Source organism: Pseudomonas sp. BN414 (genome assembly GCF_029871275.1).
GTDB classification, from domain to species: Bacteria; Pseudomonadota; Gammaproteobacteria; order Pseudomonadales; family Pseudomonadaceae; genus Metapseudomonas; species Metapseudomonas resinovorans_C.
Genome location: NZ_SSOL01000076.1, coordinates 39,041 through 65,815 on the forward strand (window position 1 = coordinate 39,041; position 26,775 = coordinate 65,815).

Consider the following 26,775-nt stretch of genomic DNA (forward strand, 5'->3'; position numbering starts at 1 on the left):
CCTGCTGCTGCTCGCCGGCCTGTTCCTGGCGATGCATCTGGCCGGTCGCCAGGCGGAACACCAGGCGCTGCGCTCGGAAGGCGAGCAGGCCCGCGAGCAACTGACGCTCTACGCCGGCAGCCTGCGCACGCTGATCGACCGTTTCCGCGCCCTGCCCGCGGTGCTGGCACTGGACCCTGAGCTGCGCGCAACACTGGCCGCCCCTGTGGATAACGACGCCCAGCACCGGCTCAACCTCAAGCTGGAGCAGATGAATCGCGCCGCCGGTTCCACCACCTTGGAATTGCTGGATCGCGACGGCCTCGCGGTGGCCGCCAGCAACTGGCGTCTGCCTACCAGCTTCGTCGGCCACAACTATGGCTTCCGCCCCTACTTCGCCGAAGCCCGGCGCCTCGGCAGCGGCCGCTTCTATGCGGTGGGCGTGACCAGCGGGATTCCCGGATACTTCCTGGCCAGCGCCGTGCGCGGCACCGAGGACAGCTTCATCGGCGCCATCGTGGTGAAGCTGGAATTTCCCGAACTGGAACAGGAATGGGGGCAGCGCTCGGACATCATCCTGGTCAGCGACGCCCGTGGCGTGGTGTTCATCGCCAACCAGGCAGGCTGGCGCTACCGAGAGCTGCAGCCCATTTCGGCCGAGGGGCGCGCCGAGATGACCGCCACCCGCCAGTACGACAAACAACCCCTGGCGCCACTTATCCACAACACGCGGGTCGATTTCGGCAATGGCAGCCGGCTGGCCCGGGTCGAAGGACCCGACGGCCCCGCCGACTACCTGTGGGAAACCTTGCCGCTGGCCAGTGAAGGCTGGACCCTGCACCTGCTGCGTACGCCGCAGGAAGCCGCCAGCAGCGCACGCGCGGCCAGCCTTGCTGCCGGCGGTGCCTGGCTGGCGGTGTTCTTCCTGGCCCTCTTCCTGCACCAGCGCTGGCGCCTGGCACGCATCCGCCAGCGCAGCCGCGAAGAGCTGGAGCAGTTGGTTGAACAACGCACGGCAGCCCTGCGTACCGCCCAGGATGGTCTGATCCAGGCCGCCAAGCTGGCAGCACTGGGGCAGATGTCCACAGCCCTGGCCCACGAGATCAACCAGCCGCTCACCGCCTTGCAGATGCACCTGGCGAGCCTGCGCCTGATGCTCGACAACGGCCAGCTGGAGCAGGCGCGCAAGGCATTGGGTCGCCACGATGAATTGCTGCAACGCATGGCCGCCCTCACCGGACACCTCAAGACCTACGCACGCAAGACACCCGGAGGTCTGCGCGAATGCCTGGAGCTGGGCAGCGTTGTGGATAAGTCCCTGCAATTGCTGGCCCCCAACCTGCGCGATGCCCAGGTTCAGATCAGCCAGGAATTGAATGTGCCGGCCTGGGTCTCGGGCGATGCCATTCGCCTTGAACAAGTGCTGGTCAACCTGTTGCGCAATGCCCTCGATGCCGTGGCGGGAAAGCCAGAGCCAAAATTGTGGATAACCCTGCGGCGGGACGACGGCCACTGGCTGCTCGAAGTGGTCGACAATGGCGGCGGTATTCGCGAGGACGACCTGCCCAGGGTGTTCGACCCTTTCTTCACCACCAAGCCGGCGGGTGCCGGACTGGGAATTGGACTGGCGGTGTCCTACGCCATCGTCCACGAACTGGGCGGCACGCTGACCGCCGCCAACCAGGGCGAGGGCGCGCTGTTCAGCTTGCGCCTGCCTGTGGATAAAACCAGAGAGGAATTGCCATGACTGCCCAGGTGATCTTCGTCGACGACGAAGCGGCCATCCGCGACGCCGTGCGCGAGTGGCTGGAACTCTCCGGATTCGAAGTACGGGTGGAATCCAGTGCCGAGGACTGCCTCAAACGCCTGGACCGGGATTTCCCCGGCGTAGTGATCAGCGACCTGCGCATGCCCGGCATGGATGGCATGGCGCTGCTCCAGGCCGTGCAGGCGCTGGACCGCGAGCTGCCGTTCCTGATGGTCACCGGCCACGGTGACGTTCCCCAGGCCGTAGAGGCCATGCGCCTGGGCGCCTATGACTTCATCGAGAAGCCCTTCACCGCTGAGCGCCTGCTGGAGAGCCTGCGCCGAGCCCTGGAAAAGCGCCGGCTGGTGCAGGAGAACCGCCGCCTGCGGGTTCAGGCCGAGCGCAAGGACGAACTCGACGGGCGCCTGCTCGGCGTTTCGCCCGCCATGGTGAAGTTGCGTCGCCAGGTGCTGGATCTAGCCGCCACCCCGGTGAATATCCTGCTGCGGGGCGATACCGGCGCCGGCAAGGAAATGGTTGCGCGCTGCCTGCACGATTTCGGCCCGCGCGCCGGCAAACCCTTCGTGGCGCTGAACTGCGCGGCCATCCCGGAAAACCTGTTCGAGAGCGAGTTGTTCGGCCACGAGAGCGGCGCCTTCACCGGCGCCCAGGGCAAGCGCATCGGCAAGATCGAGCATGCCCATGGCGGCACGCTGTTCCTCGACGAGATCGAGAGCATGCCCCTGGCGCAGCAGGTCAAGCTGCTGCGGGTGTTGCAGGAGCAACGCCTGGAACGCCTGGGCTCGAACCAGAGCATCGCTGTGGATATCCGCGTGGTCGCCGCCACCAAGCCTGACCTTCGTGATGAGGTCCGTGCCGGGCGCTTCCGCGAGGACCTGTTGTACCGCCTCAATGTGGCCGAATTGCAGCTTCCGGCACTGCGTGAGCGCCGCGAAGACATTCCCCTGCTCTTCGAACATTTCGCCCGTCAGGCCAGTGAACGCCTGGGCCGGCCGCAACCCATCCTGACCCCGGCCGAACTCGCACAACTGCTCGCGCACGACTGGCCAGGCAACGTGCGTGAGCTGTCCAACGCCGCCGAACGCCATGTGCTGGGGTTATCCACAGGGCAGGCAGAACGGAAGGAAGGCGAGCCTTCCCTTGCCGAGTTGATGGAAGCCTACGAGGCGCAATGCCTGCGCCAGGCTCTGGCGCGCAGCCAGGGCGATATCAAGGCGGTGATGACCCTCCTGCAACTGCCACGTCGCACGCTCAACGAAAAGATGGTCCGCCACGGCCTGGCGCGCAGCGAGTTCCTGCGCGGCGAGGAAGACTGACTCGCGCTTCACTGTAGGGGCGATTTCAATCGCCAAGCGGACCGCAGGTTCGCCCTAGGGAATATCCCGGGACAGCTGCGCTGTCCTTGGCGAATGAATTCGCCCCTACAGGCAACTCACCATCGGCGGAATCTTGCTCATGGCCATTCCGGCATCGGCAGGATTCCGCGCATGATCCTCATCTCACCGCGTAGAAACCCCTCTATTCCGGGTCTTTCCTCCCCTGGCACAGCTCCTGCTATGTGCCCAGTGCCCGAAGCGCGCCGCCATAGAGCAGCGCCTCCACAACAACAACTACGCGTCGAGGAAAGATGATGGATAACTCCAGCACCCTGGCTGCCTCTGCAGAACCCCGCACGACATCGCAACGCATCAAATCGATTTTCAGTGGCTCGGTCGGCAACCTGGTCGAGTGGTACGACTGGTACGTCTACGCGGCCTTCTCGCTGTACTTCGCCAAGGCCTTCTTCCCCCAGGGCGACATGACCGCCCAGTTGCTCAACACTGCCGCGATCTTCGCCGTGGGCTTCCTGATGCGCCCCATCGGCGGCTGGCTGATGGGTATCTACGCCGACCGCAAAGGCCGCAAGGCTGCCCTGTTGGCCTCGGTGCTGCTGATGTGCTTCGGCTCGCTGATCATCGCCCTGACCCCCAGCTACGAGACCATCGGCGTCGCCGCCCCGATCCTGCTGGTGGTCGCGCGCCTGCTGCAGGGCCTCTCGGTGGGCGGTGAATACGGCACCTCGGCCACCTACCTGTCAGAGATGGCGACCAAGGAGCAACGCGGCTTCTTCTCCAGCTTCCAGTACGTGACGCTGATTTCCGGCCAGCTCATCGCCTTGGCGGTGCTGATCATCCTCCAACAGACCCTGACCACCGAACAGCTGGAGAGCTGGGGCTGGCGCGTGCCCTTCTTCATCGGCGCCCTGTGCGCGGTAGTCGCCATGTTCCTGCGTCGCGGCATGGAAGAGACCGACTCCTTCACCAAGAAGAAGGACAAGCCGAAGGAAAGCCTGCTGCGCACGCTGATGCGCCATCCGAAGGAAGTACTGACCGTCGTCGGACTGACCATGGGCGGCACCCTGGCCTTCTACACGTACACCACCTACATGCAGAAGTACCTGGTGAACACCGTGGGCATGAGCAAGGACGACTCGACCATGATCTCCGCCGCCACGCTGTTCCTGTTCATGCTGCTGCAGCCGATCGTTGGCGGACTCTCCGACAAGATCGGCCGTCGTCCGATCCTGATCGCCTTCGGCGTGTTGGGCACCCTGTTCACCTACCCGATCCTCAGCACGCTGCACACCATCGAAACCTGGTGGGGCGCATTCTTCCTGATCATGGCGGCGCTGATCATCGTCAGCGGATACACCTCGATCAACGCTGTGGTGAAAGCCGAACTCTTCCCCACCGAAATCCGCGCCCTGGGCGTAGGCCTGCCCTATGCACTGACCGTGTCCATCTTCGGTGGTACCGCCGAGTACATTGCGCTGTGGTTCAAGAGCATCGGCATGGAAAGCGGCTTCTACTGGTACGTCACCGCCTGCATTGCCTGCTCGCTGCTGGTGTACGTGTTCATGAAGGACACCCGCACCCACTCGCGGATGGACTGATCCCGACAAGGATCGACATCACACGGGCCCTTCGGGGCCCGTTTTCGTTTCTGGGGGGAATGCCTGCGAGCGTTCGTTGTAGGGGCGATTTCAATCGCCAAACGAACCCCAGGTTCGCCCTATGGCCTTGCATGGGGCAGCTAGGCTGCCCTTGGCGAATGAATTCGCCCCTACAGGCAAGCCGACGATCCTCAGCCCTTCTCACTACCCAACCGGCACGCCTCCATTCCCGCCTTCAACGCCGCCTCGTCCTGGGGCCCGGCGAATATCAGTTCCAATCGCGAGTCCTTGCGCCATTCGCTGGCCTGCCAGTGGATCGGCGCGCCTTCCAGCGCGTTGCCGGAAAGCCAGCCAGCGCCCGTCTGCAGCACCAGCTTGGCGCGACGCCAGGGCAGGCTGGCCAGCCACGCCTGCAGGCGAATCTGATCGAACTTATGGCTCGGATGCCAGCGCCAGCCGATGCTCCAACCGTCATCTGCAGCCTGTACCTGGCAGATCGGCGCGGCGGGATTCCTCCACAGAAGTGCAGGTTTATCCACACCTGTTGGTAAGTCATTGATACCAACAGCTTTCCCACAATGTGCATGAATGCCTGGAAGCTTCTTGATGTCTAGTTTCCCACGCGTCGTCCACAGGAGCTTAACTGAAGGCAATGCTGCAGAAAGTTGTTCACAGGTAGCCGAATCCAGGCCTTCGGCCTTGTTTAGTAGCACCAGGCCAGCATCCAAAAGTGCCTCTCGCTGGCTGTCTGGCAGTAGCTGGCCCGTAGCCAGCGCCGCCGCGTCAAGCACCACGACGCTCGGCTGTAGCGCCAAAACGCGCTCCCAAGGGGGTTCGCGTAGCTGTCGCAGTAGCTCGACCGGGTGTCCAAGTCCGGACGGTTCAATCAGTAGACGGTCTGGCCGTGCCTTGCGCAGTAGCCGGCCCAGTCCGACCTGGAAGGGCGCGCCGTTGACGCAGCACACACAGCCGCCGGCCACTTCGGCAATGGCGATGCCATCGTCGCTGCTGGCCAGCAGTGCCGCGTCCAGGCCGATCTGGCCGAATTCGTTGATCAGCACTGCCCAGCGTTCGGATGCAGGGCGCTGCGCCAGCAGGTCGCGGATCAGGCTGGTCTTGCCGGCGCCCAGAGGCCCGGCAATGAGATGGGTAGGGATATGAGTAAGCATCGGGATATGGTGCTTGCTCACAACCCGCTTAGAAAGCGCCGTGCTAGAGTCGCTGCCTTCATGTTCTGGAAGACCTCCGATGCGCGTCTGGTTGCTGCCTTTGCTGCTGTTGCTCTCAGTCGAAGCCCATGCCGAAGCCTGTGTTGTCCACAGCCAGGGCGGTGGCCTCGATGTGAAGCTCTGTCAGGAAAACCGTAGCATCCCTGCACAACTCTTCCGTGACGGCTTCTGCAAGCCGGAAATGAAAGGGCAGAAAGTGGAGGTGAGCTTTGTGGATAACTGCCCCAGTGGCGCTTTCGGCGTGTGCCGCAATGCCAAGGTCAGTAACCAGCTGTACCGCCAGGACATCCACTATTACGGCGTCGCCAGCGATGCGCGCTACCTGAAGCCATTCTGCGAAACTCAGAGCCAGGGCAAGTGGGAATAGGATTTTCCACCTAGCCCAGCCAATCCAGCGTGAGCAGCAGCCGGCTTTCTCCGGGCGCAAGCTGTGGCGACCTGTGGATAATTCCACGACCTTCGTTACCCAGCCACTTCTCTCCTTTGAACAGGGCCACATGACCTGCGCCCATTTGCTGGTTATCCACACCCTCCGGTTCCGAGGCGGGATTGCCCAGACCTGACCGGGGCATTTCACCTTCCCGCAACCATTGGCTGCCTGCGCCCGCATAGGTGGTGATCAGTCGCAGCGGCACATGATCAACGTGAAAGCGCGGGCACATGGCCCGGTCCAGGCGACGAAGGCGCAGGCCGATGCGCCGCGCATCCACCAGGCAGGCAAAGGCGCGCACCAGCCACCCCACGTCGGCAACAAAGCCCTGATAGCCTTCCAGATCGGCGAAACCAGCAGCCAGGCTGGGAAGTCGCGGATCGTCATCCATTCCCTGGAGCTCAACGCACAGGGATTCGGCCAGCGGCTCACCCAAGGCCAGCAGGCTGTTGGCGAAGCCCTGGACATGTAGAGGTAGCTGCCGCTGCCAGATGGCGAGATTGACCCCATCACGCAGCACTTCACCCAGCACGTCCGGGCTATCGCCGTGCAATTGTTGCGGCGCCAACGGGAGCGCCAGCATCAGGAGGATTCCTCGACGTGCCAGGGCGCGAAGGGGTCCGGCATCCGCGACCAGGCTTGCGGTCCGCCCACCATTTCACCGTCATCCAGCAGGCAGGTGTCCAGTTCGGCGCGCAGGCGCGCGAAGTCGATGTCCTGTCCGATAAACACCAGTTCCTGACGGCAATCGCCCACCTCTGGCGTCCAATGCTGCATGACGCTGCGCAATCCTTCGTGATCCTCGGGCCAGCGATCGCGCGGCACGAAGCGCCACCAGGAACCCGCCAGCTCGTAGCGCATCAATCCACCTGCCTGGGACCAGCTACCCGCATCGCGGTGGCGGCTGGCCAGCCAGAAGAAACCCTTGGAGCGCAGCAGGCGACCGTTGCTCCATGGGCGATTGAGGAACCGGAAGAAACGCTGCGGATGGAAGGGACGTCGCGCACGGTAGGCCGTGGACGCGATGCCGTATTCCTCGGTTTCAGGGATGTGCTCACCGCGCAGTTCCTTCAGCCACCCCGTTGCCTGGGCGGCACGGTCGAAGTCGAAGCGGCCGGTGTCGAGTATCCGCCGGAGGTCCACCTGGCCCATCACCATCGGCATGACTTCGGCGCCAGGGTTGAGGCACCGCAGGATGGCGATCAACTCGTCGCGGTCGGTGCTGGAAATCAGATCGGCCTTGCTGATCAGCAGCACATCGGCGAACTCCACCTGTTCGATGAGCAGGTCGCTGATGGAGCGCTCGTCATCCACCCCGAGGGATTCGCCACGGCTGGCAATGTCATCGGCAGCCTGGTAATCGCGCAGGAAGTTCACCCCGTCGACGACGGTTACCAGGGTGTCGAGGCGCGCCAGGTCCGAGAGGCTGCAGCCCTGCTCGTCGCGGAAGGTGAAGGTTTCGGCTACGGGAAGCGGTTCGGAGATTCCTGTGGATTCGATCAGCAGGTAATCGAAGCGTCCTTCGCGGGCCAGGCGGCTGACCTCCTCCAGCAAGTCTTCGCGCAGGGTGCAGCAGATGCAGCCGTTGCTCATTTCCACCAGGCGCTCCTCCGCGTGGTTCAGGCTGACCTCACGCTGAACCTCGCTGGCGTCGATGTTTATCTCGCTCATGTCGTTGACGATCACGGCCACGCGCAAGCGTTCTCGATTGCGCAGCACATGGTTGAGCAAGGTGCTCTTGCCGGCGCCGAGGAAACCGGAAAGGAGGGTGACGGGGAGGCGTGTGTCCATGAGGGTATCCTTCAGGCGTGGCGCTGGTGGCGTTCTTTGAGTTCCTGGCGTTGCTTGGCTTCGAGGCAGAGGGTTGCCGTTGGCCTCAACAGCAGCCGGCGCAGACCGATGGGGTCACCGGTCTCCTCGCACCAGCCGTATTCGCCCCGGGCCAGGCGATCCAGGGCGTCGTCGATCTTGTCCAGCAACCGCTTGTCCCGTTCCAGCAGCCGCAACTGCCAGAGACGCTGCTCCTCGCGGCTGGCGAGATCGAGGGCGTCGCTGACGGGTTCGACCTCACGCAAGTCCACCAGCTCGATGTCGATGTGCTGCCGCAGTGCTTCGCGCTGGCGTTCCAGCAAGGCACGAAAGAACGCCCGTTGCGCCGAGTCCATGTAGGACTCGGCAGGCTGGGACAGGAGTTCTTCGTGGCTGAAGGGAATGTCTGACATGTCGAGTGATCTTTGAATGCTTAACTTGTTATAACATAACAATCACCATTCACTTCAAGAGGTCGCCGATGAATGCCCTCGCCCTCCCGGATATCCCATCCGGAGCTTCCAACCTGGACCTTCCCCTGAATTGGGTCGGCATGTGTGGCATCGCCCAACCGATTTGGTTTGAAGGACAGCGCATCAGCACCCGCGTCGATGCGGGCGTCAGCCTGGATGACGGCGGTGCCCGTGGCATCCATATGTCACGCCTCTATCTGGCGTTGGAAGAGTTCGAGAGAGAAGAGCTCTCCGTCGAGCTGCTGCGGCGGGTCCTGGCCCGCTTTCTCGACAGTCATCAGGGTCTTTCCTCCAGGGCCAGCCTGAAGTTGCAGGGCGAGGCGTTGCTGCAGCGACCGGCCCTGGTCAGCCCACTGGCAGGTTGGAAGGCTTATCCATTCGAAGTCCGTGCACGCCAGGATCGATGGGGGTTTCACGTGGAACTTCAATTGCAGGTGACCTATTCCTCGACATGCCCATGCTCGGCGGCCCTCGCTCGTCAGTTGATCCAGCAGCGCTTCGCCGAGGATTTTTCAGGTCTCTCCCTGGAGCAGGAACGGGTACTGGAATGGCTGGGAAACAGTGATGGCATCGTCGCAACACCCCACAGCCAACGCAGCACTGCAACGATCTCGCTGCGCCTGGTCTCAGGCGGAACCCTGGCACTACAACGCCTGGCCGACCTTGCGGAAGCCACGCTCGGCACCGCGGTTCAGACCGCTGTCAGGCGCGCAGACGAACAGGCCTTCGCTTTGGCCAATCGCCGGAACCTGATGTTCTGTGAGGATGCCGCCAGACGCCTGGGCAACGCCTTGCGGCAGCAGGATGGGCTAGAGGGGTTCCGGCTACGGGTCGTGCACGCGGAGAGCCTTCATGCACACGACGCCGTCGCCGAATATGCCTGGCGCTACCCGGCGTAGAGGTCCGCCCGGCTCCAGGGCAGTTCATGGGAGCCATCGGCATGAGGCTTGGTCACGAGGATCTGGTGCAGGTTGATCCAGCCCTTCTGGAAGGCATGGGAGCAGCCTGCCAGATACAGCCGCCAGATGCGCAGCGCCTGCTCCGGCACCAGCTTGGAGGCCTGGGCGAGGTTGGCTTCCAGGTTGGTGCTCCAGAACTCCAGGGTGCGCGCGTAGTGCAGTCGCAGGCTTTCAACATCCACCACTTCCATGCCGGCCAGACTCAGCTCCGTGACCATGGCGGCCAGGTGCGGCAGCTCGCCATGGGGGAATACATAGCGGGCGATGAACTCACCGGCGCCCCGGCCTACGGGACGGCCATCGGGATGCCGGGCGGTGATCCCGTGGTTCATCACCAGTCCGCCGTCACGAACCGCCCCGAAGAGGCGCTTGCAGTAGAGCGGCAGGTTAGCGTGACCTACGTGTTCGAACATGCCGACGCTGACCACCTTGTCGAAGCGGCCATCCTGCGGCAGGTCACGGTAATCCAGCAGTTCCAGCTGTACCTGGTCGTCCAGGCCTTCTGCCTTGACCCGTTCACGCCCAAGGGCCAGTTGCTCACTGCTGAGGGTGACGCCAAACACACGGGCTCCATACTCACGAGCGGCGAAGCGCGCCAGACCGCCCCAGCCACAGCCGACATCCAGGAGGTACTCGCCCGCCTTGAGGCGGAGTTTTCGGCAGAGATGGTGCAGCTTGGCCTGCTGGGCGCTTTCGAGGTCTTCGGTGCCAGTGGGGAAGTAGGCGCAGGAGTACACCATCTCGCGATCGAGCCAAAGGGCATAGAAATCGTTGGAGAGGTCGTAGTGGTAGGAAATCGCAGCGGCGTCGGTCGCCTTGTCGTGGGACAGACGCTCCGGCACCGACTCATCCTCGTCACCGACCAGCGCCTCGCTCAGGGCATCACCGACCCGGATCACTTCAAGGATCGGTCCTTCCAGTTCCAGGCGTCCTTCCACATAGGCGGTTCCCAGCGTGCCGAGGCTGGGCCGGGCCAGCAGGGAGACCACGCTGGGGTCCTTGACCCTCATGGTCACGGTCGGGTTGGGACCCAGTTCGATCTCCTTGCCATCCCAGAGCAGTACACGCAGGGGCAATTTCAGATCGCGCATGACCGGCGGAAGTTGCGCAAGCATGGGAACTCCTCCTTCACCAAGGACACTGGAAAGGTAGACCACCCTATAAAGTTGTCAGGCTATCGAGTTGATAGTTTTCCTCGATAGGGCGGGCGCCAGCACCCCAATCCAGCATTTCTGTCCACTCAGGAGATATGACCCCCAGCACCGCGCAACGATTCAAGCGGGTTTGGTTGCAATGGTGATGACACAGGGCGGCGCGTCTTGCCCACGCAGGAAGGGTCAAAAAGAAACGGCGCCCTAGGGCGCCGTGTCGTGCTACCGGAAGCCGCGTTATTCCACGGTCACGGATTTCGCCAGGTTGCGCGGCTGGTCGACGTCGGTGCCCTTGAGCACGGCGACGTAGTAGGACAGCAGCTGCAGCGGGATGGTGTAGAGGATCGGTGCCAGCACGTCATCGATGTGCGGCATGGCCACCACGTGAGTGCCCTCGCCGTTGTGGATGCCTGCTTCGCCATCGGCGAAGACGATCAGCTGGCCACCGCGGGCACGAACCTCCTGCAGGTTGGACTTCAGCTTCTCCACCAGCTCGTTGTTCGGCGCAACGGTCACCACTGGCATGTCGCTGTCCACCAGGGCCAGCGGGCCGTGCTTGAGCTCACCTGCCGGATAGGCTTCCGCATGGATGTAGGAGATTTCCTTGAGCTTCAGCGAACCCTCCATTGCCACCGGATACTGCGCGCCACGGCCGAGGAACAGGGTGTGGTGCTTCTCAGCGAAGAGCTCGGCCACTTTCTCGATGGTCTTGTCCATGGCCAGGGCTTCACCCAGGCGAGTCGGCAGGCGGCGAAGTTCGTCCACCAGACGGGCTTCGACGCCGGCTTCCAGAGTACCGCGCACCTGACCGAGGGACAGGGTCAGCAGCAGCAGGCCCACCAGCTGGGTGGTGAAGGCCTTGGTGGAGGCGACACCGATTTCCGGACCGGCCTGGGTCAGCAGGGTGAGGTCGGATTCGCGCACCAGGGAGCTGGTGCCGACGTTGCAGATGGCCAGGCTGGTCAGGTAGCCCAGCTCCTTGGCATTGCGCAGCGCGGCCAGGGTGTCGGCGGTTTCGCCGGACTGGGAAATCGTCACGAAGAGGGTGTCCGGCTGGACCACTACCTTCCGGTAGCGGAACTCGCTGGCCACCTCGATCTGGCAGGGAATGCCGGCCAGGTCTTCCAGCCAGTAACGGGCGACCATGCCGGCGTGGTAGCTGGTGCCGCAGGCGACGATCTGCACATTGCGCACCTTGGCGAACAGCTCGGCGGCACGCGGGCCGAAGGCGTTGACCAGGACATGGTCCGCACCGAGGCGGCCTTCCATGGTGCGCTGCACGACCTTCGGCTGCTCGTGGATTTCCTTCAGCATGAAGTGGCGGTACTCGCCCTTGTCGGCAGCTTCGGCGCCTTCGTGGTACTGCACAGGCTCACGCTGCACAGCGCGACCCTGCTCGTCCCAGATCTGCACGCTGTCGCGGCGGATCTCGGCGATATCGCCTTCCTCCAGGTAGATGAAACGGTCGGTCACCTGGCGCAGGGCCAGTTGGTCGGACGCGAGGAAGTTCTCGCCCAGGCCCAGGCCGATCACCAGCGGGCTGCCGCTGCGGGCGGCGAGCAGGCGGTCAGGCTGGCTGGCACTGATAACGGCCAGGCCGTAGGCACCATGCAGTTCCGGTACCGCGGCCTTGAGCGCATCGGCGAGATCCGGGATGGTCTTCAGCTTGTGGTGCAGCAGGTGGACGATGACTTCGGTATCGGTATCCGAGGTGAATACGTAGCCCAGCGTCTTGAGTTGCTCGCGCAGGGCTTCGTAGTTCTCGATGATGCCGTTGTGGACGACGGCCAGTCGGTCGCCAGAGAAGTGCGGGTGGGCGTTGTGCTCGCTGGGTGCACCGTGGGTGGCCCAGCGGGTGTGGGCGATGCCCAGGCGACCGACCAGGGGCTGCTCCGCAAGGGCCTGTTCCAGCTCGGCCACCTTACCGACGCGGCGGCTGCGGTCCAGCTTGCCTTCGTTGGTGAAGACGGCCACACCAGCGCTGTCGTAGCCACGGTATTCGAGGCGCTTCAGGCCCTCGACCAGGATTGGGGTGATATTACGCTCGGCAATGGCGCCAACGATGCCACACATGGCTGGTTCTCCTCTCTCAATCTATGCGCGCGCAGATCAGCTTGACCCCGCGCGCGGCTATCTGTTCGCGCGCTTCGGTAGAAAGGCGCTCGTCGGTTATCAGGGTGTGGATGCTGCTCCAGGGCAGCTCCAGGTTGGGAATGCGTCGGCCGACCTTGTCGGACTCGGCCATGACGATGACCTCGCGCGCCACTTCGGCCATGACCCGCGAGAGCCCCAGCAGTTCGTTGAAGGTGGACGTGCCGCGCTGCAGGTCGATACCGTCGGCGCCAATGAACAACTGGTCGAAATCGTAGGAACGCAGGACCTGTTCGGCTACCTGGCCCTGGAAGGATTCGGAATGTGGGTCCCAGGTGCCGCCGGTCATCAGCAGTACGGGTTCATGTTCCAGCTCGCGCAGGGCATTGGCGACACTCAGCGAGTTGGTCATCACCACCAGTCCCGGCTTGTGGCCAAGCTCCGGGATCATGGCGGCGGTGGTGCTGCCGCTGTCGATGATGATCCGCGCGTGCTCCCGAATGCAGCCGACGGCTGCGCGGGCGATGGCAAGCTTGTACGAGGAAACCGGCTGGTTACCTTCGCCGATCAGCTCCTGCGGCATCGGTACCGCGCCACCGTAACGACGGAGCAGCAGGCCGTTCTTCTCGAGCGCGGTGAGGTCCTTGCGAATGGTCACTTCGGACGTTGCGAACGCTTTGGCCAACTCGTCGACACTCACCTCGCCCTGCTCGTCGAGCAGCGCAAGGATCGCGTGGCGGCGTTGGGGAGTATTGCGTTTCGTCATCAACGAAAGTTTCGTTTCGAAAGATAATGGCGCGAATCAAAACCTAACGAAGCTTTTGCGTCAACCCCAAAAACGACAAAAGGCGGCCTGGGCCGCCTTTTTTGTCTGGGTCATGAGTTATCCACAACCCAGGTTTTCCACAGGCTTACTTCTTCGTCTTCACCGGACGCTTCCAGCCTTCGATGTTGCGCTGTTTCGCGCGGCCAACGGCCAGGGTGTTGGCTGGCACGTCCTGGGTGATGGTCGAGCCCGCACCCGTGGTGACGCCGTCACCCAAAGTGAGCGGAGCGACCAGGGAACTGTTGGAACCGATGAACACATCCTCGCCCATGACGGTGCGGAACTTGTTGGCGCCGTCGTAGTTGCAGGTAATGGTGCCAGCACCGATGTTGGTGCGCGCGCCGATCTCGGCGTCGCCCAGGTAAGCCAGGTGACCCGCCTTGGCGCCCTCGCCCAGCACGGCGTTCTTCAGTTCGACGAAGTTACCCACATGGGCCTTGGCGCCCAGTACGGCACCGGGACGCAAGCGAGCGAACGGACCACAATCGGCGCCCTCGCCCAGTTCAGCGCCTTCAAGGTGGCTGTTGGCCTTGACCACGGCTCCACGGCGCAGGGTGCTGTCCTTGATGACGCAGTTAGGGCCAATCTGCACACCGTCCTCAATCACCACACGTCCTTCGAGGATGACGTTCACGTCGATCAGCACATCGCGGCCTACGCTCACTTCGCCACGCAGGTCGAAACGGGCAGGGTCCAGCAGGGTCACGCCTTGAGTCATCAGGCGGCGGGCAGCGCGCTTCTGGAAGTGACGCTCGAGCTCGGAAAGCTGGATGCGATCGTTGGCACCCTGCACTTCCATCGCGTCATGGGGCTGCTCGGTGGCCACTACCAGGCCGTCTGCCACGGCCATGGCGATGACATCGGTGAGGTAGTACTCACCTTGGGCATTGTTGTTGGACAGCCGGCCCAGCCAGTCAGCCAGGCGCTTCCCAGGCACTGCGAGAATGCCGGTGTTGCCTTCCTGGATTGCGCGCTGCTCGGGCGTCGCATCCTTGTGTTCGACGATGGCCTTCACCACACCTTCGGCATCGCGAACGATACGGCCGTAGCCAGTGGGGTCGTCCAGTTTCACGGTGAGCAGGGCGAGCTGGTCATCCTTCACCTTTTCCAGCAGGCGCTGGAGGGTTTCCACTTCGATCAGCGGCACGTCGCCGTAAAGGATCAGCACGCGCTCGGCAGTCAGCTGTGGCAGCGCCTGGGCGACGGCGTGGCCGGTACCCAGCTGTTCGGCCTGGAGCACGAAATTCAGGTCATCGGCAGCCAGGCGCTCGCGTACGGTCTCGGCGCCATGGCCGATCACCACATGAATGCCCTTGGGCTCGAGTTTGCGGGCCGAGTCGATGACGTGGCCGAGCATGGCCTTGCCGGCCACCGGATGCAGGACCTTGGGCAGGGCCGAACGCATGCGCGTGCCTTGGCCGGCGGCGAGGATGACGATATCGAGGGACATGGAGGGAATCACCGAATCAGGCTGGAAAGCGAAAACCGGAATACCGGAAAAGAAAAAGGGTAGCCAAGGCTACCCTTTAACTTGTCTGCAATGAAGCCTTGGGTCCAAGAGCTTATCCACAAGATCGTGAATGAGCTCTTAGCCGCCGAACTTCTTGCGGATCTGCTGGACGGTACGCAGCTGGGCCGCGGCCTCGGCCAGACGAGCAGAGGCGGCAGAGTAATCGAACTCTGCGCCCTTCTCGTGGAGGGCCTTCTCAGCAGCCTTGAGGGACTCCTGAGCAGCAGCTTCGTCCAGGTCGCCGGCGCGCAGCACGGTGTCGGCCAGGACCTTCACCATGTTGGGCTGGACCTCGAGGAAACCACCGGAGATGTAGTACACCTCCTCCTCACCACCCTGTTTGACCAGGCGGATCGGACCCGGCTTGAGGTCGGTGATCAGCGGGGCGTGGCCCGGCGCGATACCCAGATCGCCCAGGTGGCCGTGCGCAATCACCATCTCCACCAGACCGGAGAAGATCTCCGCTTCGGCGCTGACGATATCGCAATGGACAGTAATAGCCATACGCTTGCCTCACGTAAGCGCCCGTCGCCGGGCGCTCAGGGGGTTACAGTTTCTTCGCTTTCTCGATGGCTTCTTCGATGCCGCCGACCATGTAGAACGCCTGCTCGGGCAGGTGGTCGTAGTCACCGTTGAGGATGCCTTTGAAGCCAGCGATGGTGTCCTTCAGCGACACGTACTTACCCGGGGAACCGGTGAAGACTTCGGCCACGAAGAACGGCTGGGACAGGAAGCGCTGGATCTTACGAGCACGGTTAACGAGCTGCTTGTCCGCTTCGGACAGTTCGTCCATACCGAGGATCGCGATGATGTCCTTCAGTTCCTTGTAACGCTGCAGAACGTACTGGACGCCGCGAGCGGTGTCGTAGTGGTCCTGACCGATCACCAGCGGGTCCAGCTGGCGCGAGGTCGAGTCCAGCGGGTCAACGGCCGGGTAGATACCCAGGGACGCGATGTCACGGGACAGTACGACGGTGGCGTCCAGGTGGGCGAAGGTGGTCGCCGGGGACGGGTCGGTCAGGTCGTCCGCGGGAACGTATACGGCCTGGATGGAGGTGATCGAACCGGTCTTGGTGGAGGTGATGCGCTCTTGCAGAACGCCCATTTCCTCGGCCAGGGTCGGCTGGTAACCCACAGCGGACGGCATACGACCCAGCAGCGCGGACACTTCGGTACCGGCCAGGGTGTAACGGTAGATGTTGTCGACGAACAGCAGAACGTCGCGGCCTTCGTCACGGAACTTCTCGGCCATGGTCAGGCCGGTCAGTGCAACGCGCAGACGGTTGCCCGGCGGCTCGTTCATCTGGCCGTATACCAGGGCCACTTTGTCCAGAACGTTGGAATCCTTCATCTCGTGGTAGAAGTCGTTACCCTCACGAGTACGCTCACCCACGCCGGCGAACACAGAGTAACCGCTGTGCTCGATCGCGATGTTACGGATCAGTTCCATCATGTTTACGGTCTTGCCTACACCGGCGCCACCGAACAGGCCGACCTTACCGCCTTTGGCGAAGGGGCAGACCAGGTCGATTACCTTGATGCCGGTTTCCAGCAGCTCGTTGCCACCCGCTTGTTCAGCGTAGGACGGAGCGTCGCGGTGGATAACCCAGCGCTCTTCTTCGCCGATGGGGCCAGCTTCGTCGATGGGGTTGCCCAGCACGTCCATGATGCGGCCCAGGGTGGCCGTGCCAACCGGGACGGAGATGGCTGCGCCGGTGTTGGATACGTCCAGGCCACGCTTGAGGCCTTCGGTCGAACCCATGGCGATGGAACGAACCACGCCGTCGCCCAGCTGCTGCTGAACTTCCAGGGTGGTTTCGACGCCGCTGACTTTCAGCGCGTCGTAGACGTTCGGCACCTGATCACGCGGGAATTCCACGTCGATAACGGCGCCGATGATTTGAACGATACGTCCGCTACTCATATCTGGTTCCTCTAAATATATGAACCGGTCTTAAACCGCGGCAGCGCCGCCGACGATTTCCGAAATCTCTTGAGTGATCGCTGCCTGACGCGCCTTGTTGTAGACCAGCTGAAGACTGCTGATCAGGTCACCGGCGTTGTCGGTGGCGTTCTTCATCGCGATCATCCGTGCCGCCTGCTCGCAGGCGTTGTTTTCAACCACGGACTGATACACCTGGGATTCCACGTAGCGCACCAGCAGACCCTCAAGGATCTCCTTGGCGTCGGGCTCGTAGAGGTAGTCCCAGTGGTGCTTCAACTCTTGATCGGCGTCGGCCACCAGCGGAACCAGTTGGTCCACGGTCGGCTTCTGCGTCATGGTGTTGACGAACTTGTTGGAAACCACGAACAGGCGATCGATACGGCCATCCAGGTATGCATCGAGCATGACCTTGACGCTGCCGATCAGGTCGTTGATCGAGGGTTCCTCGCCGATGTGGCTGATAGCTGCCACGACGTTGCCGCCGTAGTTGCGGAAGAAGGCCGCACCCTTGCTACCAATCACGCAGAGGTCGATCTCCACGCCTTGTTCACGGTAAACCGCCATGTCCTTGACCAGGGCCTTGAACAGGTTGATGTTCAAGCCGCCACACAGACCACGGTCGGTACTCACCACGACGTAACCGACGCGCTTTACTTCACGCTCGATCATGAAGGGATGACGGTATTCCGGGTTCGCGTTGGCCAAATGACCGATCACCTGGCGGATGCGCTCCGCGTAGGGGCGGCTGGCAGCCATACGCAGTTGAGCCCTGCGCATCTTGCTGACCGCCACCTTTTCCATGGCGCTGGTGATCTTCTGCGTGCTTTTGATGCTCGCAATCTTGCTGCGAATCTCTTTTGCGCCTGCCATGTAACACCTTTCGGGTTAGCAGGCGGGGGGCCTTACGACCCCCCGCTGCGGCTTACCAGGTTTGGGTGGCCTTGAACTTCTCGATACCAGCCTTGATGCCGGCGTCGATTTCGTCGTTGAAGTCACCCTTCTCGTTGATCTTCGCCAGCAGTGCGGCGTGATCACGGTTGAAGTAGGCGATCAAGGCTTGTTCGAAGGCGCCGATCTTGGTGAGCTCGACGTCCTGCAGGAAGCCACGCTCAGCGGCGTACAGGCTCAGCGACATGTCGGCGATGGACATGGGCGCGTACTGCTTCTGCTTCATCAGTTCGGTAACGCGCTGACCGTGTTCCAGCTGCTTACGGGTAGCCTCGTCCAGGTCGGAAGCGAACTGCGCGAACGCAGCCAGTTCACGGTACTGGGCCAGGGCGGTACGAATACCACCGGACAGCTTCTTGATGATCTTGGTCTGGGCCGCGCCACCAACACGGGATACCGAGATACCGGCGTTAACGGCCGGACGGATACCCGAGTTGAACAGAGCGGATTCCAGGAAGATCTGACCGTCGGTGATGGAGATCACGTTGGTCGGAACGAACGCGGAAACGTCACCAGCCTGGGTTTCGATGATCGGCAGGGCGGTCAGGGAACCGGTCTTGCCTTTCACAGCGCCGTTGGTGAACTTCTCTACGTACTCTTCGGAAACGCGGGAAGCGCGCTCCAGCAGACGGCTGTGGAGATAGAACACGTCGCCCGGGTAAGCTTCGCGGCCCGGCGGACGGCGCAGCAGCAGGGAGATCTGGCGGTAGGCTACGGCCTGCTTGGACAGGTCGTCATAGATGATCAGGGCGTCTTCGCCGCGGTCGCGGAAGTACTCACCCATGGTGCAACCGGAGTACGGCGCGATGTACTGCAGGGCAGGCGATTCGGAAGCACTGGCGGCCACGATGATGGTGTTGGCCAGGGCGCCGTTTTCTTCCAGCTTGCGAACTACGTTGGCGATGGTCGATTGCTTCTGACCGATGGCTACGTAGACGCAGCGGATGCCGCTGTCTTTCTGGTTGATGATGGCGTCGACGGCCAGGGCAGTCTTACCAATCTGACGGTCGCCAATGATCAGCTCGCGCTGGCCACGGCCGATCGGGATCATGGCGTCAACGGCCTTGTAACCGGTCTGTACCGGCTGGTCTACCGACTTACGCCAGATCACGCCCGGCGCTACTTTTTCCACCGCATCGGTGGCAGCAGCGTTGATCGGACCTTTGCCATCGATCGGGTTGCCCAGGGCGTCAACGACGCGACCCAGCAGTTCCGGACCAACCGGTACTTCCAGGATGCGGCCGGTGCACTTGGCGCTCATACCTTCGGCCAGACCGACGTATTTGCCCAGGATTACGGCACCAACGGAGTCTTGCTCCAGGTTCAGCGCCATACCGTAGACGCCGCCCGGGAACTCGATCATTTCACCGTACATCACGTCGGCCAGGCCGTAGATGCGCACGATGCCGTCGGAAACGGAAACGATGGTGCCCTCGTTACGGGCTTGGGAAGAGACGTCGAGTTTCTCGATACGTCCCTTGATGATTTCACTAATTTCGGAAGGATTGAGTTGCTGCATTGCTCTGCTGCCCCTTCAAACTCAAGATTTCAACGCTTCGGCCAGTTTCGCGATTTTGCCGCGAACCGAGCCATCGATAACCAGGTCGCCGGCGCGGATGACTACACCACCTATGAGGCTGGAGTCTTCCACGGCGTGCAGACGCACTTCCCGGCTGAGCCGTGCGCTGAGAACCTTGGCGAGTTTGTCTTGCTGTTCTTCGTTCAATGCGAAGGCACTGGTTACTTCCACATCTACCGACTTTTCCTGCTCGGCCTTGTACAGCTCGAACTGTTCGGCGATTTCCGGCAGCAGCACGAGGCGGCCATTCTCGGAAACAACGTGGATGAAGTTCTGTGCCAGAGCATCGAACTTGTCACCAACTACCTCGTTAAAGGCGTTGGCTTTCTCTGCGCTCGTCAGACGCGGGGCTTTGAGCACGCGCTGCATGGTGTCGTCTTGCGACACCGCTGCGGCCAGGCCTAGCATGGCCGACCAGGCGGCCAGCTGCTGATGGGCCTGGGCGTACTCGAAAGCAGCCTTGGCGTAAGGTCGGGCCAACGTGGTCAGTTCTGCCATGATCGCCCTCGCTTAGATTTCGGCAGCCAGTTTGTTAACCAGCTCCGCGTGCGCGTTTTGATCGATAGTGGCACCCAGGATCTTCTCGGCACCATTGACGGCCAGGCTGCCCAGTTGGGCACGCAGGGCGTCTTTGACGCTGTTCAGTTCCTGTTCGATCTCAGCCTGAGCTTGCGCCTTCAGGCGCTCGCCTTCAGCACGTGCCTGATCGCGAGATTCGTCGACGATCTGGGTAGCGCGCTTTTTGGCTTGCTCGATGATTTCAGCTGCCTGAGCCTTGGCTTCGCGCAGTTGCTGACCCACTTTTTCATGGGCCAGCTCCAGGTCACGAGCCGCACGGTTGGCAGCGTCCAGACCATCAGCGATCTTCTTCTGACGTTCACGCAGAGCAGTGATGACCGGCGGCCACACGAACTTCATGCAGAACAGTACGAAGATGAAGAACGCAACGGACTGGCCGATCAGGGTTGCATTAATGTTCACGCCAACACCTCGCTCGTTCGTTGTCAGTCGAATCCTCGAAAATCGAGGATTACTGGGCTACCTGAGCAATGAACGGGTTAGCGAAGGTGAAGAACAGAGCGATACCAACGCCGATCATGGTTACGGCGTCGAGCAGACCGGCCACGATGAACATTTTAACTTGCAGCATCGGAACCATTTCCGGTTGGCGAGCAGCGCCTTCCAGGAACTTGCCACCCAGCAGACCGAAGCCAATGGCGGTACCCAGGGCACCCAGACCAATCAGCAGAGCTACGGCGATCGCGGTCAGACCTACTACAGTTTCCATTTTTCCTCCCGACTTTATGTCGTGTTGGTTAAGGTTTAAGTGAAGCGGTAAAGCGAAATCGTTTTTTCCCACTGCCCTTGCGGGCTTTCCGGCCTCAAGCCGGAACCATCTCAAACAATCAGCGCATCCCCTTGTCCTTCGGACACCTTCTCCCGTTCGGAAGAAGGTCAGTTGATGCGCTGCGCGTTATTAATGGTTGTCCTCATGCGCCATCGACAGGTAGACGATGGTCAGCATCATGAAGATGAAGGCCTGCAGGGTGATGATCAGGATGTGGAACACAGCCCACGCCCACTGCAGTGCAACACCCAGGCCGCTCAGCAGCAGGATGCCTGCGCCGAACATTACGGCGATCAGGATGAACACGAGCTCACCGGCGTACATGTTGCCGAACAGACGCAGAGCCAGAGAGATCGGCTTGGCGATCAAGGTGACGAATTCAAGCAGGAAGTTGACCGGAATCAGCAGGATCTGAACGAAGATGTTCTTGCTGCTGAAGGGGTGCAGGGTCAGTTCGCCGAGGAAGCCGCCGATGCCCTTGACCTTGATGCTGTAGAAGATGATCAGGCCGAAGACCGAGAAGGCCATGCCGAGGGTGGCATTCGGGTCGGTGGTCGGAACGGCGCGGAAGAACAGGTGTTCATTGCCAGTGATCTTGGCAGCCACCATCGGGATCCAGTCGACCGGCAGCAGGTCGATGGCGTTCATCAGGAAGATCCAGACGAAGATGGTCAACGCCAGCGGAGCGATCAGCGGGTTGCGGCCGTGGAAGGTGTCTTTGACGTTGCTGTCGACGAAGTCGACCATCACTTCGACCAGGTTCTGCAGGCCGCCGGGAATGCCGGAAGTGGCTTTCTTGGCCGCCATGCGGAAGAGGAGTACGAACAGCAGACCGAGGCCGATGGACCAGCCCAGTGTGTCCACGTGGAAAGCCCAGAAGCCCATTTCCTTGGCTTGCTCGGCGGTGTGGGCGAAGCCCCAATCGCCATTGGGCAGACGACCGAAGGTCAGGTTCTGCAGGTGGTGCTGGATATAGCCCGAAGCGGTTTGCTCTGCCATGTTTGCCTCAAACGCCCTAAGGTTTCGAAAGTCTTGTTCTCATCAACAGGGGCGCGAACCAGCTGACCGACTGGGTCAGCAGGAAGACGCCGAAAACTGCCGGCGCATCCAGGGGTTTCACACCTGCAAACGTCAATGCAAACAGCACTGCCGTCAGAATCAGCTTGCCCATTTCGCCCGCATAGAAAGAGCGGACTATCGCCTGGGCTGCACGGGCTCCGCTGTAACGGAACGCCTTGCGGGCGAAATACAGGTTCGGCACCCAGGCGATCAAACCGCCGCACAAGCCAGAGTATCCAGCTACCGTTCCGCGCCACTGCCAGAGAACGACAGCAGCGAACAGCAGGACAACCAGTTGGGCCAGCAGTACCGGAAAGACCGGTAGACGATGGAAGGGCAGGCGGTTTGGCGTGCGGATATCCATCGCAGCAGGTCCTCTGGAGTCGGCCGCTGGAATCAACGACTTGGCATACTTTGTGCCGACAAAATTGCGCGCAGAGTATAGGGGGGGAACCCCCCCCGTTCAACTGCCGGGTAGTGAAATCCGACCGCCGCTACAGCGCCATATGTATCAGCGGATGTGGGCGAGGACACCCTGCAGTTCATCGAGGGAGTTGTAGCGGATGACGAGTTGGCCTTTGCCTTTCTGACCGTGCTTGATCTGTACGGGAGCGCCCAGCCGCTCAGCCAGGCGCTGTTCGAGCCGACTGATGTCCGGGTCGGCCTTGACCACCTCGACAGGTTTTTCCTTGCTGTGCATCCACTGCCGAACCAGTGCCTCGGTTTGGCGCACGGTGAGGCCTCGTGCGACAACATGTCGCGCCCCTTCCACCTGACGTTCGAGGGGCAGACCGAGCAGCGCACGGGCATGACCCATTTCCAGGTCGCCATGGGAAAGCAGGGTCTTGATCTCTTCCGGCAGGCCGATCAGGCGCAGCAGGTTGGTGATGGTCACGCGGGACTTGCCAACGGCTTCGGCGACCTGCTGCTGGGTCAGCTGGAACTCCTGCTGCAGGCGCTGCAGGGCGATGGCTTCCTCGATGGGATTGAGATCTTCGCGCTGGATGTTCTCGATCAGCGCCATCGCGATGGCCGCTTCGTCCGGAACTTCGCGGACCATGGCGGGAATCTTGTCCAGTCCAGCCTGCTGGCTGGCACGCCAGCGGCGCTCACCCGCAATGATTTCGTAGCGACCTGAACCGATCGGACGCACCACGATGGGCTGCATGACGCCTTGAGCCTTGATCGACTGGGCCAGTTCTTCCAGCGCGGTGGGGTCCATGTCTCGGCGAGGCTGGTACTTGCCACGCTGGATCAGGTCCAGGGGCAGGTGCTGCAGCTCGCGGGTATCGACCTGGACGGCTTCTTCTTCGAGTTTGGTGACGGTACTGCCGCCCAGCAGGGCGTCCAAGCCACGGCCCAGACCTCGTTTTTTCGCGGCCATGCGGATTCCTTATGCGGTAGCGGTTTTGGCTTTGGCACGCTGGCGGCGGACCAGCTCGCCAGCCAACGCGAGATAGGCGATAGCGCCACGGGATTGCTTGTCGTAAACCAGGGCCGGCATACCGAAACTGGGGGCTTCGGCCAGGCGTACGTTGCGCGGGATGACCGCATCGTAGAGCTTGTCGCCGAAGTGCTCCTTGAGCTGCGCCGAAACATCGTTGGTCAGGCTGATGCGCGGGTCGTACATGGTACGCAGCAAGCCTTCGATCTTGAGATTCGGATTCAGCAGCTGGGCGATACGCTGGATGCTGTTCACCAGGTCAGACAAGCCTTCGAGTGCGTAGTACTCGCACTGCATGGGAATGATCACGCCATCGGACGCGGCCAAGGCGTTGATCGTCAGCATCGACAGCGACGGCGGGCAGTCGATGAGGATGTAGTCGTAGTTCTCGCGAATAGGCGCCAGGGCTTCGCGCAGGCGATGCTCCTTGTTCGGCATGTCCAGCAGGGCCACTTCCGCCGCGGTCAGGTCGCGGTTGGCCGGCAGCAGCTGATACCCACCATGCTCGGAGTACTGCATGGCAGTACCCAGATCGCACTCGCCTGTCAGCACGTCGTAAACGGAGTGCTCCAGGGCGAGCTTGTCGATGCCGCTGCCCATGGTGGCGTTGCCCTGGGGATCGAGGTCGATCAGCAGGACGCGCCGCTTGGTGGCGACCAGCGAGGCTGCGAGGTTGACACAGGTGGTGGTCTTGCCGACCCCGCCTTTCTGATTGGCGATTGCGAATACCTTGGCCATGGCCACCTTCCCCCTCATAGCGTGCGGCGCAGTATCAGCAGATGGCGCTGACCTTGGCAACCGGGAACATCCAGCTGATGCGCGGTCTCGACGTGGAAGTCGGCCGGCAGTGCCTGGAGCTCGTCATCCGGATGCAGTCCCTTCATGGCCAGCCAGCGGGTTTCGCCGTCGCCCAGGTGGCGGGTCCAGTTGCTGAAATCCTCCAGCGAGCTGAAGGCACGAGAAACGATACCGTCGAACGCTTGCTCCGGCGTGAACGCCTCGACCCGGCTGTGGACAACTTCGAGGTTGTCGAGTTTCAGCTCCAGCTTCACCTGGGTGAGGAAGCGAGTCTTCTTGCCATTGGAGTCGAGCAGGGTGAAGCGCCGCTCGGGGAACAGGATGGCCAGCGGGATGCCGGGCATGCCGCCGCCGCTGCCGACGTCCAGCCAGTTTTCTCCCAGCGCAGCGACATGCGGCACCACGCTGAGGCTGTCGAGCAGGTGGCGCGAAACCATTTCATCGGGATCACGCACAGCGGTCAGGTTGTAGGCCTTGTTCCACTTGATCAGCAAGGCCAGGTAAGCAAGCAACCGTTCCTGTTTTTCCGGGGACAGTTCGACAGCAAGTTGCTCGGCGCCATGGGACAGTTCGTCGGCATGGCGTTGGGTAACCAGGGACATCAGGCGCTTTGCTCCAACTGACGGCCAGCGCCGCGTTTCTTGAGGTGAATCAGCAACAGGGAAATGGCTGCCGGGGTGACGCCGGGTATACGGCCCGCCTGGCCGAGGGTTTCCGGCCGGGAGTTACCAAGCTTGTGCTGGATCTCCTTGGACAGGCCGGAAATGCTCGCGTAGTCCAGGTCTTCGGGCAGGCGGATGTCCTCGCTTGCGCGCAAGCGGGCGATTTCGTCCTGCTGACGATCGATATAACCGGCGTACTTGGTCTTGATTTCAACCTGCTCGGCCACTTGCGGGTCCTCGGCGCCACCTCCGGTGACTTCGACCAGGCCGGCGTAATCGATTTCCGGGCGGCTCAGCAGGTTGAGCAGATTGTATTCATGGGCCAGGGGCGTGCCGAAGCGCTGGGCAATTGCATCACCTTCCGGTGTGCCGGGGCGTACCCAGGTTGACTTCAGACGCTGCTCTTCAAGGGCGATGCCTTCGCGCTTGGCTTCGAAGGCCGCCCAGCGCTTGTCGTCGATCAGTCCGAGTTCGCGGCCCTTTTCGGTCAGGCGCAAGTCCGCGTTGTCTTCACGCAGGATCAGCCGGTACTCGGCGCGCGACGTGAACATGCGGTACGGCTCCTGGGTACCCAGAGTAATCAGGTCGTCCACCAGTACGCCGATGTAGGCCTCGTCACGGCGCGGGCACCAGGCGTCTTTGCCCTGGGCACGCAATGCGGCGTTGGCGCCTGCGAGCAAGCCCTGGGCGCCGGCTTCTTCGTAGCCGGTGGTGCCGTTGATCTGGCCAGCGAAGAACAGGCCGGAGATGACCTTGGTTTCCAGGCTGTATTTCAGGTCGCGGGGATCGAAGTAGTCGTATTCGATCGCATAACCGGGACGCACGATGTGAGCGTTCTCCATGCCGCGGATGGAGCGCACGATCTCCAGTTGCACATCGAATGGCAACGAAGTGGAGATGCCGTTGGGGTACAGCTCGTGGGTCGTCAGCCCCTCCGGTTCGAGGAATACCTGGTGGCTGTCCTTGTCGGTGAAGCGATGGATCTTGTCTTCGATGGACGGGCAGTAGCGCGGGCCGATGCCCTCAATCACCCCGGAGTACATCGGCGAGCGGTCGAGGTTGCTGGCGATGATCTCGTGGGTGCGCGCGTTGGTGTGAGTGATCCAGCAGCTCACCTGGCGTGGGTGCTGTTCCTTGGAACCGAGGAAAGACATCACCGGGATCGGCGTGTCGCCTGGTTGCTCGGTCATGACCGAGAAATCCACAGAGCGGCCATCGATCCGTGGCGGGGTGCCGGTCTTCAGGCGACCGACGCGCAACGGCAGCTCACGAAGGCGCTTGGCCAAGGCAATGGATGGCGGATCACCGGCACGGCCGCCGGAATAGTTCTGCAGACCGATGTGGATAAGTCCACCGAGGAAGGTTCCGGTGGTCAACACCACGGACTCTGCCATGAAACGCAGACCCATTTGGGTCACGACACCTTTCACCTGATCGTTCTCGACGATCAGGTCATCGCAGGCCTGCTGGAATATCCACAGGTTCGGCTGATTCTCGAGAATTTCGCGAATGGCTGCCTTGTAGAGGACGCGATCTGCCTGGGCACGGGTAGCACGCACCGCTGGGCCTTTGCGGCTGTTCAGCACTCGGAACTGAATGCCGCCCAGATCGGTGGCGGTCGCCATGGCGCCGCCCAGGGCATCGATCTCCTTGACCAGATGACTCTTGCCGATACCGCCGATGGCCGGGTTACAGCTCATCTGGCCGAGGGTTTCGACATTGTGGGTAAGCAGAAGGGTCTTCACGCCCATGCGTGCGGCTGCCAAGGCGGCCTCAGTGCCGGCATGGCCGCCACCGATCACGATCACGTCAAAACGGGAAGGAAAATCCACCGC

At 62.1% G+C, this 26,775-nt stretch carries 26 protein-coding genes; 5 read left to right on the forward strand and 21 right to left on the reverse strand.

What is annotated here, in order from left to right:
• Positions 1 to 31: 31 nt before the first annotated feature.
• The 3 genes from E8E95_RS24025 (at position 32) to E8E95_RS24035 (ending at position 4,679) form a co-directional block, all read left to right on the forward strand.
• Entirely contained in the window at positions 32 to 1,726 is a 1,695-nt protein-coding gene (locus E8E95_RS24025) for an ATP-binding protein (protein WP_280354776.1), read from the forward strand.
• Positions 1,723 to 3,063, forward strand: a complete 1,341-nt coding sequence (locus E8E95_RS24030; protein ID WP_280354441.1) for a sigma-54 dependent transcriptional regulator — start codon at positions 1,723 to 1,725, stop codon at positions 3,061 to 3,063. Before E8E95_RS24025 ends, E8E95_RS24030 begins: the two co-directional genes overlap by 4 nt.
• 314 nt (positions 3,064 to 3,377) lie before the next feature.
• Positions 3,378 to 4,679, forward strand: coding sequence for an MFS transporter (locus tag E8E95_RS24035; RefSeq protein ID WP_077527478.1), 1,302 nt, complete (start codon positions 3,378 to 3,380; stop codon positions 4,677 to 4,679).
• A gap of 191 nt (positions 4,680 to 4,870) precedes the next feature.
• Here E8E95_RS24035 and E8E95_RS24040 read toward each other — a convergent pair whose 3' ends face one another.
• Entirely contained in the window at positions 4,871 to 5,848 is a 978-nt protein-coding gene (locus tag E8E95_RS24040) for a CobW family GTP-binding protein (RefSeq protein WP_280354778.1), read from the reverse strand.
• A 79-nt stretch (positions 5,849 to 5,927) separates the two neighbouring features.
• On the opposite strand from E8E95_RS24040, the gene E8E95_RS24045 reads away from it, so the two are divergent.
• Positions 5,928 to 6,275: an NADH:ubiquinone oxidoreductase gene (locus tag E8E95_RS24045; protein WP_280354444.1), complete on the forward strand. Its 348-nt coding sequence runs from the start codon at positions 5,928 to 5,930 to the stop codon at positions 6,273 to 6,275.
• A 10-nt stretch (positions 6,276 to 6,285) separates the two neighbouring features.
• Here E8E95_RS24045 and E8E95_RS24050 read toward each other — a convergent pair whose 3' ends face one another.
• Genes E8E95_RS24050 through dksA form a run of 3 tightly spaced genes read right to left on the reverse strand, consistent with a single transcriptional unit; the run spans position 6,286 to position 8,560 of the window.
• Complete coding sequence (locus E8E95_RS24050; RefSeq protein ID WP_280354445.1) at positions 6,286 to 6,921, reverse strand: DUF1826 domain-containing protein; 636 nt, start codon at positions 6,919 to 6,921, stop codon at positions 6,286 to 6,288.
• Positions 6,921 to 8,129 (reverse strand): zinc metallochaperone GTPase ZigA, encoded by a 1,209-nt coding sequence (gene zigA, locus E8E95_RS24055; RefSeq protein ID WP_280354447.1) that lies wholly within the window; start codon positions 8,127 to 8,129, stop codon positions 6,921 to 6,923. Before zigA ends, E8E95_RS24050 begins: the two co-directional genes overlap by 1 nt.
• An 11-nt stretch (positions 8,130 to 8,140) precedes the next feature.
• A complete protein-coding gene (gene dksA, locus E8E95_RS24060; RefSeq protein WP_280354449.1) occupies positions 8,141 to 8,560 on the reverse strand; it encodes an RNA polymerase-binding protein DksA in 420 nt (139 codons plus the stop codon).
• Positions 8,561 to 8,628: 68 nt separating this feature from the next.
• Here dksA and folE2 point away from each other — a divergent pair, with 68 nt between their 5' ends.
• Positions 8,629 to 9,519, forward strand: a complete 891-nt coding sequence (folE2, locus tag E8E95_RS24065) for a GTP cyclohydrolase FolE2 (protein ID WP_280354451.1) — start codon at positions 8,629 to 8,631, stop codon at positions 9,517 to 9,519.
• Here the strand turns inward: folE2 and cfaB are convergent.
• From cfaB to mnmG, 17 genes are all read right to left on the reverse strand, one after another.
• Positions 9,507 to 10,694, reverse strand: a complete 1,188-nt coding sequence (gene cfaB, locus E8E95_RS24070) for a C17 cyclopropane fatty acid synthase CfaB (RefSeq protein ID WP_280354453.1) — start codon at positions 10,692 to 10,694, stop codon at positions 9,507 to 9,509. The two genes, folE2 and cfaB, sit on opposite strands and share 13 nt — an antisense overlap.
• 273 nt (positions 10,695 to 10,967) lie before the next feature.
• Positions 10,968 to 12,803, reverse strand: a complete 1,836-nt coding sequence (glmS, locus tag E8E95_RS24075) for a glutamine--fructose-6-phosphate transaminase (isomerizing) (protein ID WP_280354455.1) — start codon at positions 12,801 to 12,803, stop codon at positions 10,968 to 10,970.
• A 16-nt stretch (positions 12,804 to 12,819) separates the two neighbouring features.
• A complete protein-coding gene (locus E8E95_RS24080) occupies positions 12,820 to 13,590 on the reverse strand; it encodes a DeoR family transcriptional regulator (RefSeq protein ID WP_280354457.1) in 771 nt (256 codons plus the stop codon).
• A gap of 142 nt (positions 13,591 to 13,732) precedes the next feature.
• Positions 13,733 to 15,097, reverse strand: coding sequence for a bifunctional UDP-N-acetylglucosamine diphosphorylase/glucosamine-1-phosphate N-acetyltransferase GlmU (glmU, locus tag E8E95_RS24085; protein ID WP_280354459.1), 1,365 nt, complete (start codon positions 15,095 to 15,097; stop codon positions 13,733 to 13,735).
• A 138-nt stretch (positions 15,098 to 15,235) separates the two neighbouring features.
• The gene (locus tag E8E95_RS24090) at positions 15,236 to 15,661 is read right to left on the reverse strand and encodes a F0F1 ATP synthase subunit epsilon (RefSeq protein ID WP_120653847.1); all 426 of its coding nucleotides are present in this window, start codon (positions 15,659 to 15,661) and stop codon (positions 15,236 to 15,238) included.
• 43 nt (positions 15,662 to 15,704) lie between these two features.
• The gene (gene atpD / locus E8E95_RS24095; protein WP_077527489.1) at positions 15,705 to 17,081 is read right to left on the reverse strand and encodes a F0F1 ATP synthase subunit beta; all 1,377 of its coding nucleotides are present in this window, start codon (positions 17,079 to 17,081) and stop codon (positions 15,705 to 15,707) included.
• Positions 17,082 to 17,111: 30 nt separating this feature from the next.
• Entirely contained in the window at positions 17,112 to 17,972 is an 861-nt protein-coding gene (gene atpG / locus E8E95_RS24100; protein ID WP_280354461.1) for a F0F1 ATP synthase subunit gamma, read from the reverse strand.
• 52 nt (positions 17,973 to 18,024) lie between these two features.
• Entirely contained in the window at positions 18,025 to 19,569 is a 1,545-nt protein-coding gene (atpA, locus tag E8E95_RS24105; protein WP_077527491.1) for a F0F1 ATP synthase subunit alpha, read from the reverse strand.
• A 21-nt stretch (positions 19,570 to 19,590) separates the two neighbouring features.
• Positions 19,591 to 20,127: a F0F1 ATP synthase subunit delta gene (locus E8E95_RS24110; protein ID WP_280354463.1), complete on the reverse strand. Its 537-nt coding sequence runs from the start codon at positions 20,125 to 20,127 to the stop codon at positions 19,591 to 19,593.
• Between the two features lie 12 nt (positions 20,128 to 20,139).
• The gene (locus E8E95_RS24115) at positions 20,140 to 20,610 is read right to left on the reverse strand and encodes a F0F1 ATP synthase subunit B (RefSeq protein WP_077527493.1); all 471 of its coding nucleotides are present in this window, start codon (positions 20,608 to 20,610) and stop codon (positions 20,140 to 20,142) included.
• 49 nt (positions 20,611 to 20,659) lie between these two features.
• Positions 20,660 to 20,917 (reverse strand): F0F1 ATP synthase subunit C, encoded by a 258-nt coding sequence (gene atpE / locus E8E95_RS24120; protein ID WP_003457994.1) that lies wholly within the window; start codon positions 20,915 to 20,917, stop codon positions 20,660 to 20,662.
• 189 nt (positions 20,918 to 21,106) lie between these two features.
• Positions 21,107 to 21,976, reverse strand: a complete 870-nt coding sequence (atpB, locus tag E8E95_RS24125) for a F0F1 ATP synthase subunit A (protein ID WP_280354465.1) — start codon at positions 21,974 to 21,976, stop codon at positions 21,107 to 21,109.
• A gap of 16 nt (positions 21,977 to 21,992) precedes the next feature.
• Positions 21,993 to 22,400 (reverse strand): F0F1 ATP synthase subunit I, encoded by a 408-nt coding sequence (locus tag E8E95_RS24130; protein ID WP_280354467.1) that lies wholly within the window; start codon positions 22,398 to 22,400, stop codon positions 21,993 to 21,995.
• Positions 22,401 to 22,547: 147 nt separating this feature from the next.
• Complete coding sequence (locus E8E95_RS24135) at positions 22,548 to 23,420, reverse strand: ParB/RepB/Spo0J family partition protein (RefSeq protein ID WP_280354468.1); 873 nt, start codon at positions 23,418 to 23,420, stop codon at positions 22,548 to 22,550.
• Positions 23,421 to 23,429: 9 nt separating this feature from the next.
• Complete coding sequence (locus E8E95_RS24140; protein WP_280354470.1) at positions 23,430 to 24,218, reverse strand: ParA family protein; 789 nt, start codon at positions 24,216 to 24,218, stop codon at positions 23,430 to 23,432.
• 14 nt (positions 24,219 to 24,232) lie between these two features.
• Positions 24,233 to 24,880, reverse strand: coding sequence for a 16S rRNA (guanine(527)-N(7))-methyltransferase RsmG (rsmG, locus tag E8E95_RS24145; RefSeq protein WP_280354471.1), 648 nt, complete (start codon positions 24,878 to 24,880; stop codon positions 24,233 to 24,235).
• Positions 24,880 to 26,772 carry a tRNA uridine-5-carboxymethylaminomethyl(34) synthesis enzyme MnmG gene (gene mnmG / locus E8E95_RS24150; protein WP_280354472.1) on the reverse strand — a complete coding sequence of 631 codons (1,893 nt, stop codon included), beginning with the start codon at positions 26,770 to 26,772 and terminating at the stop codon, positions 24,880 to 24,882. The genes rsmG and mnmG overlap by 1 nt, the downstream gene beginning before the upstream one ends.
• Between the last annotated feature and the right edge of the window lie 3 nt (positions 26,773 to 26,775).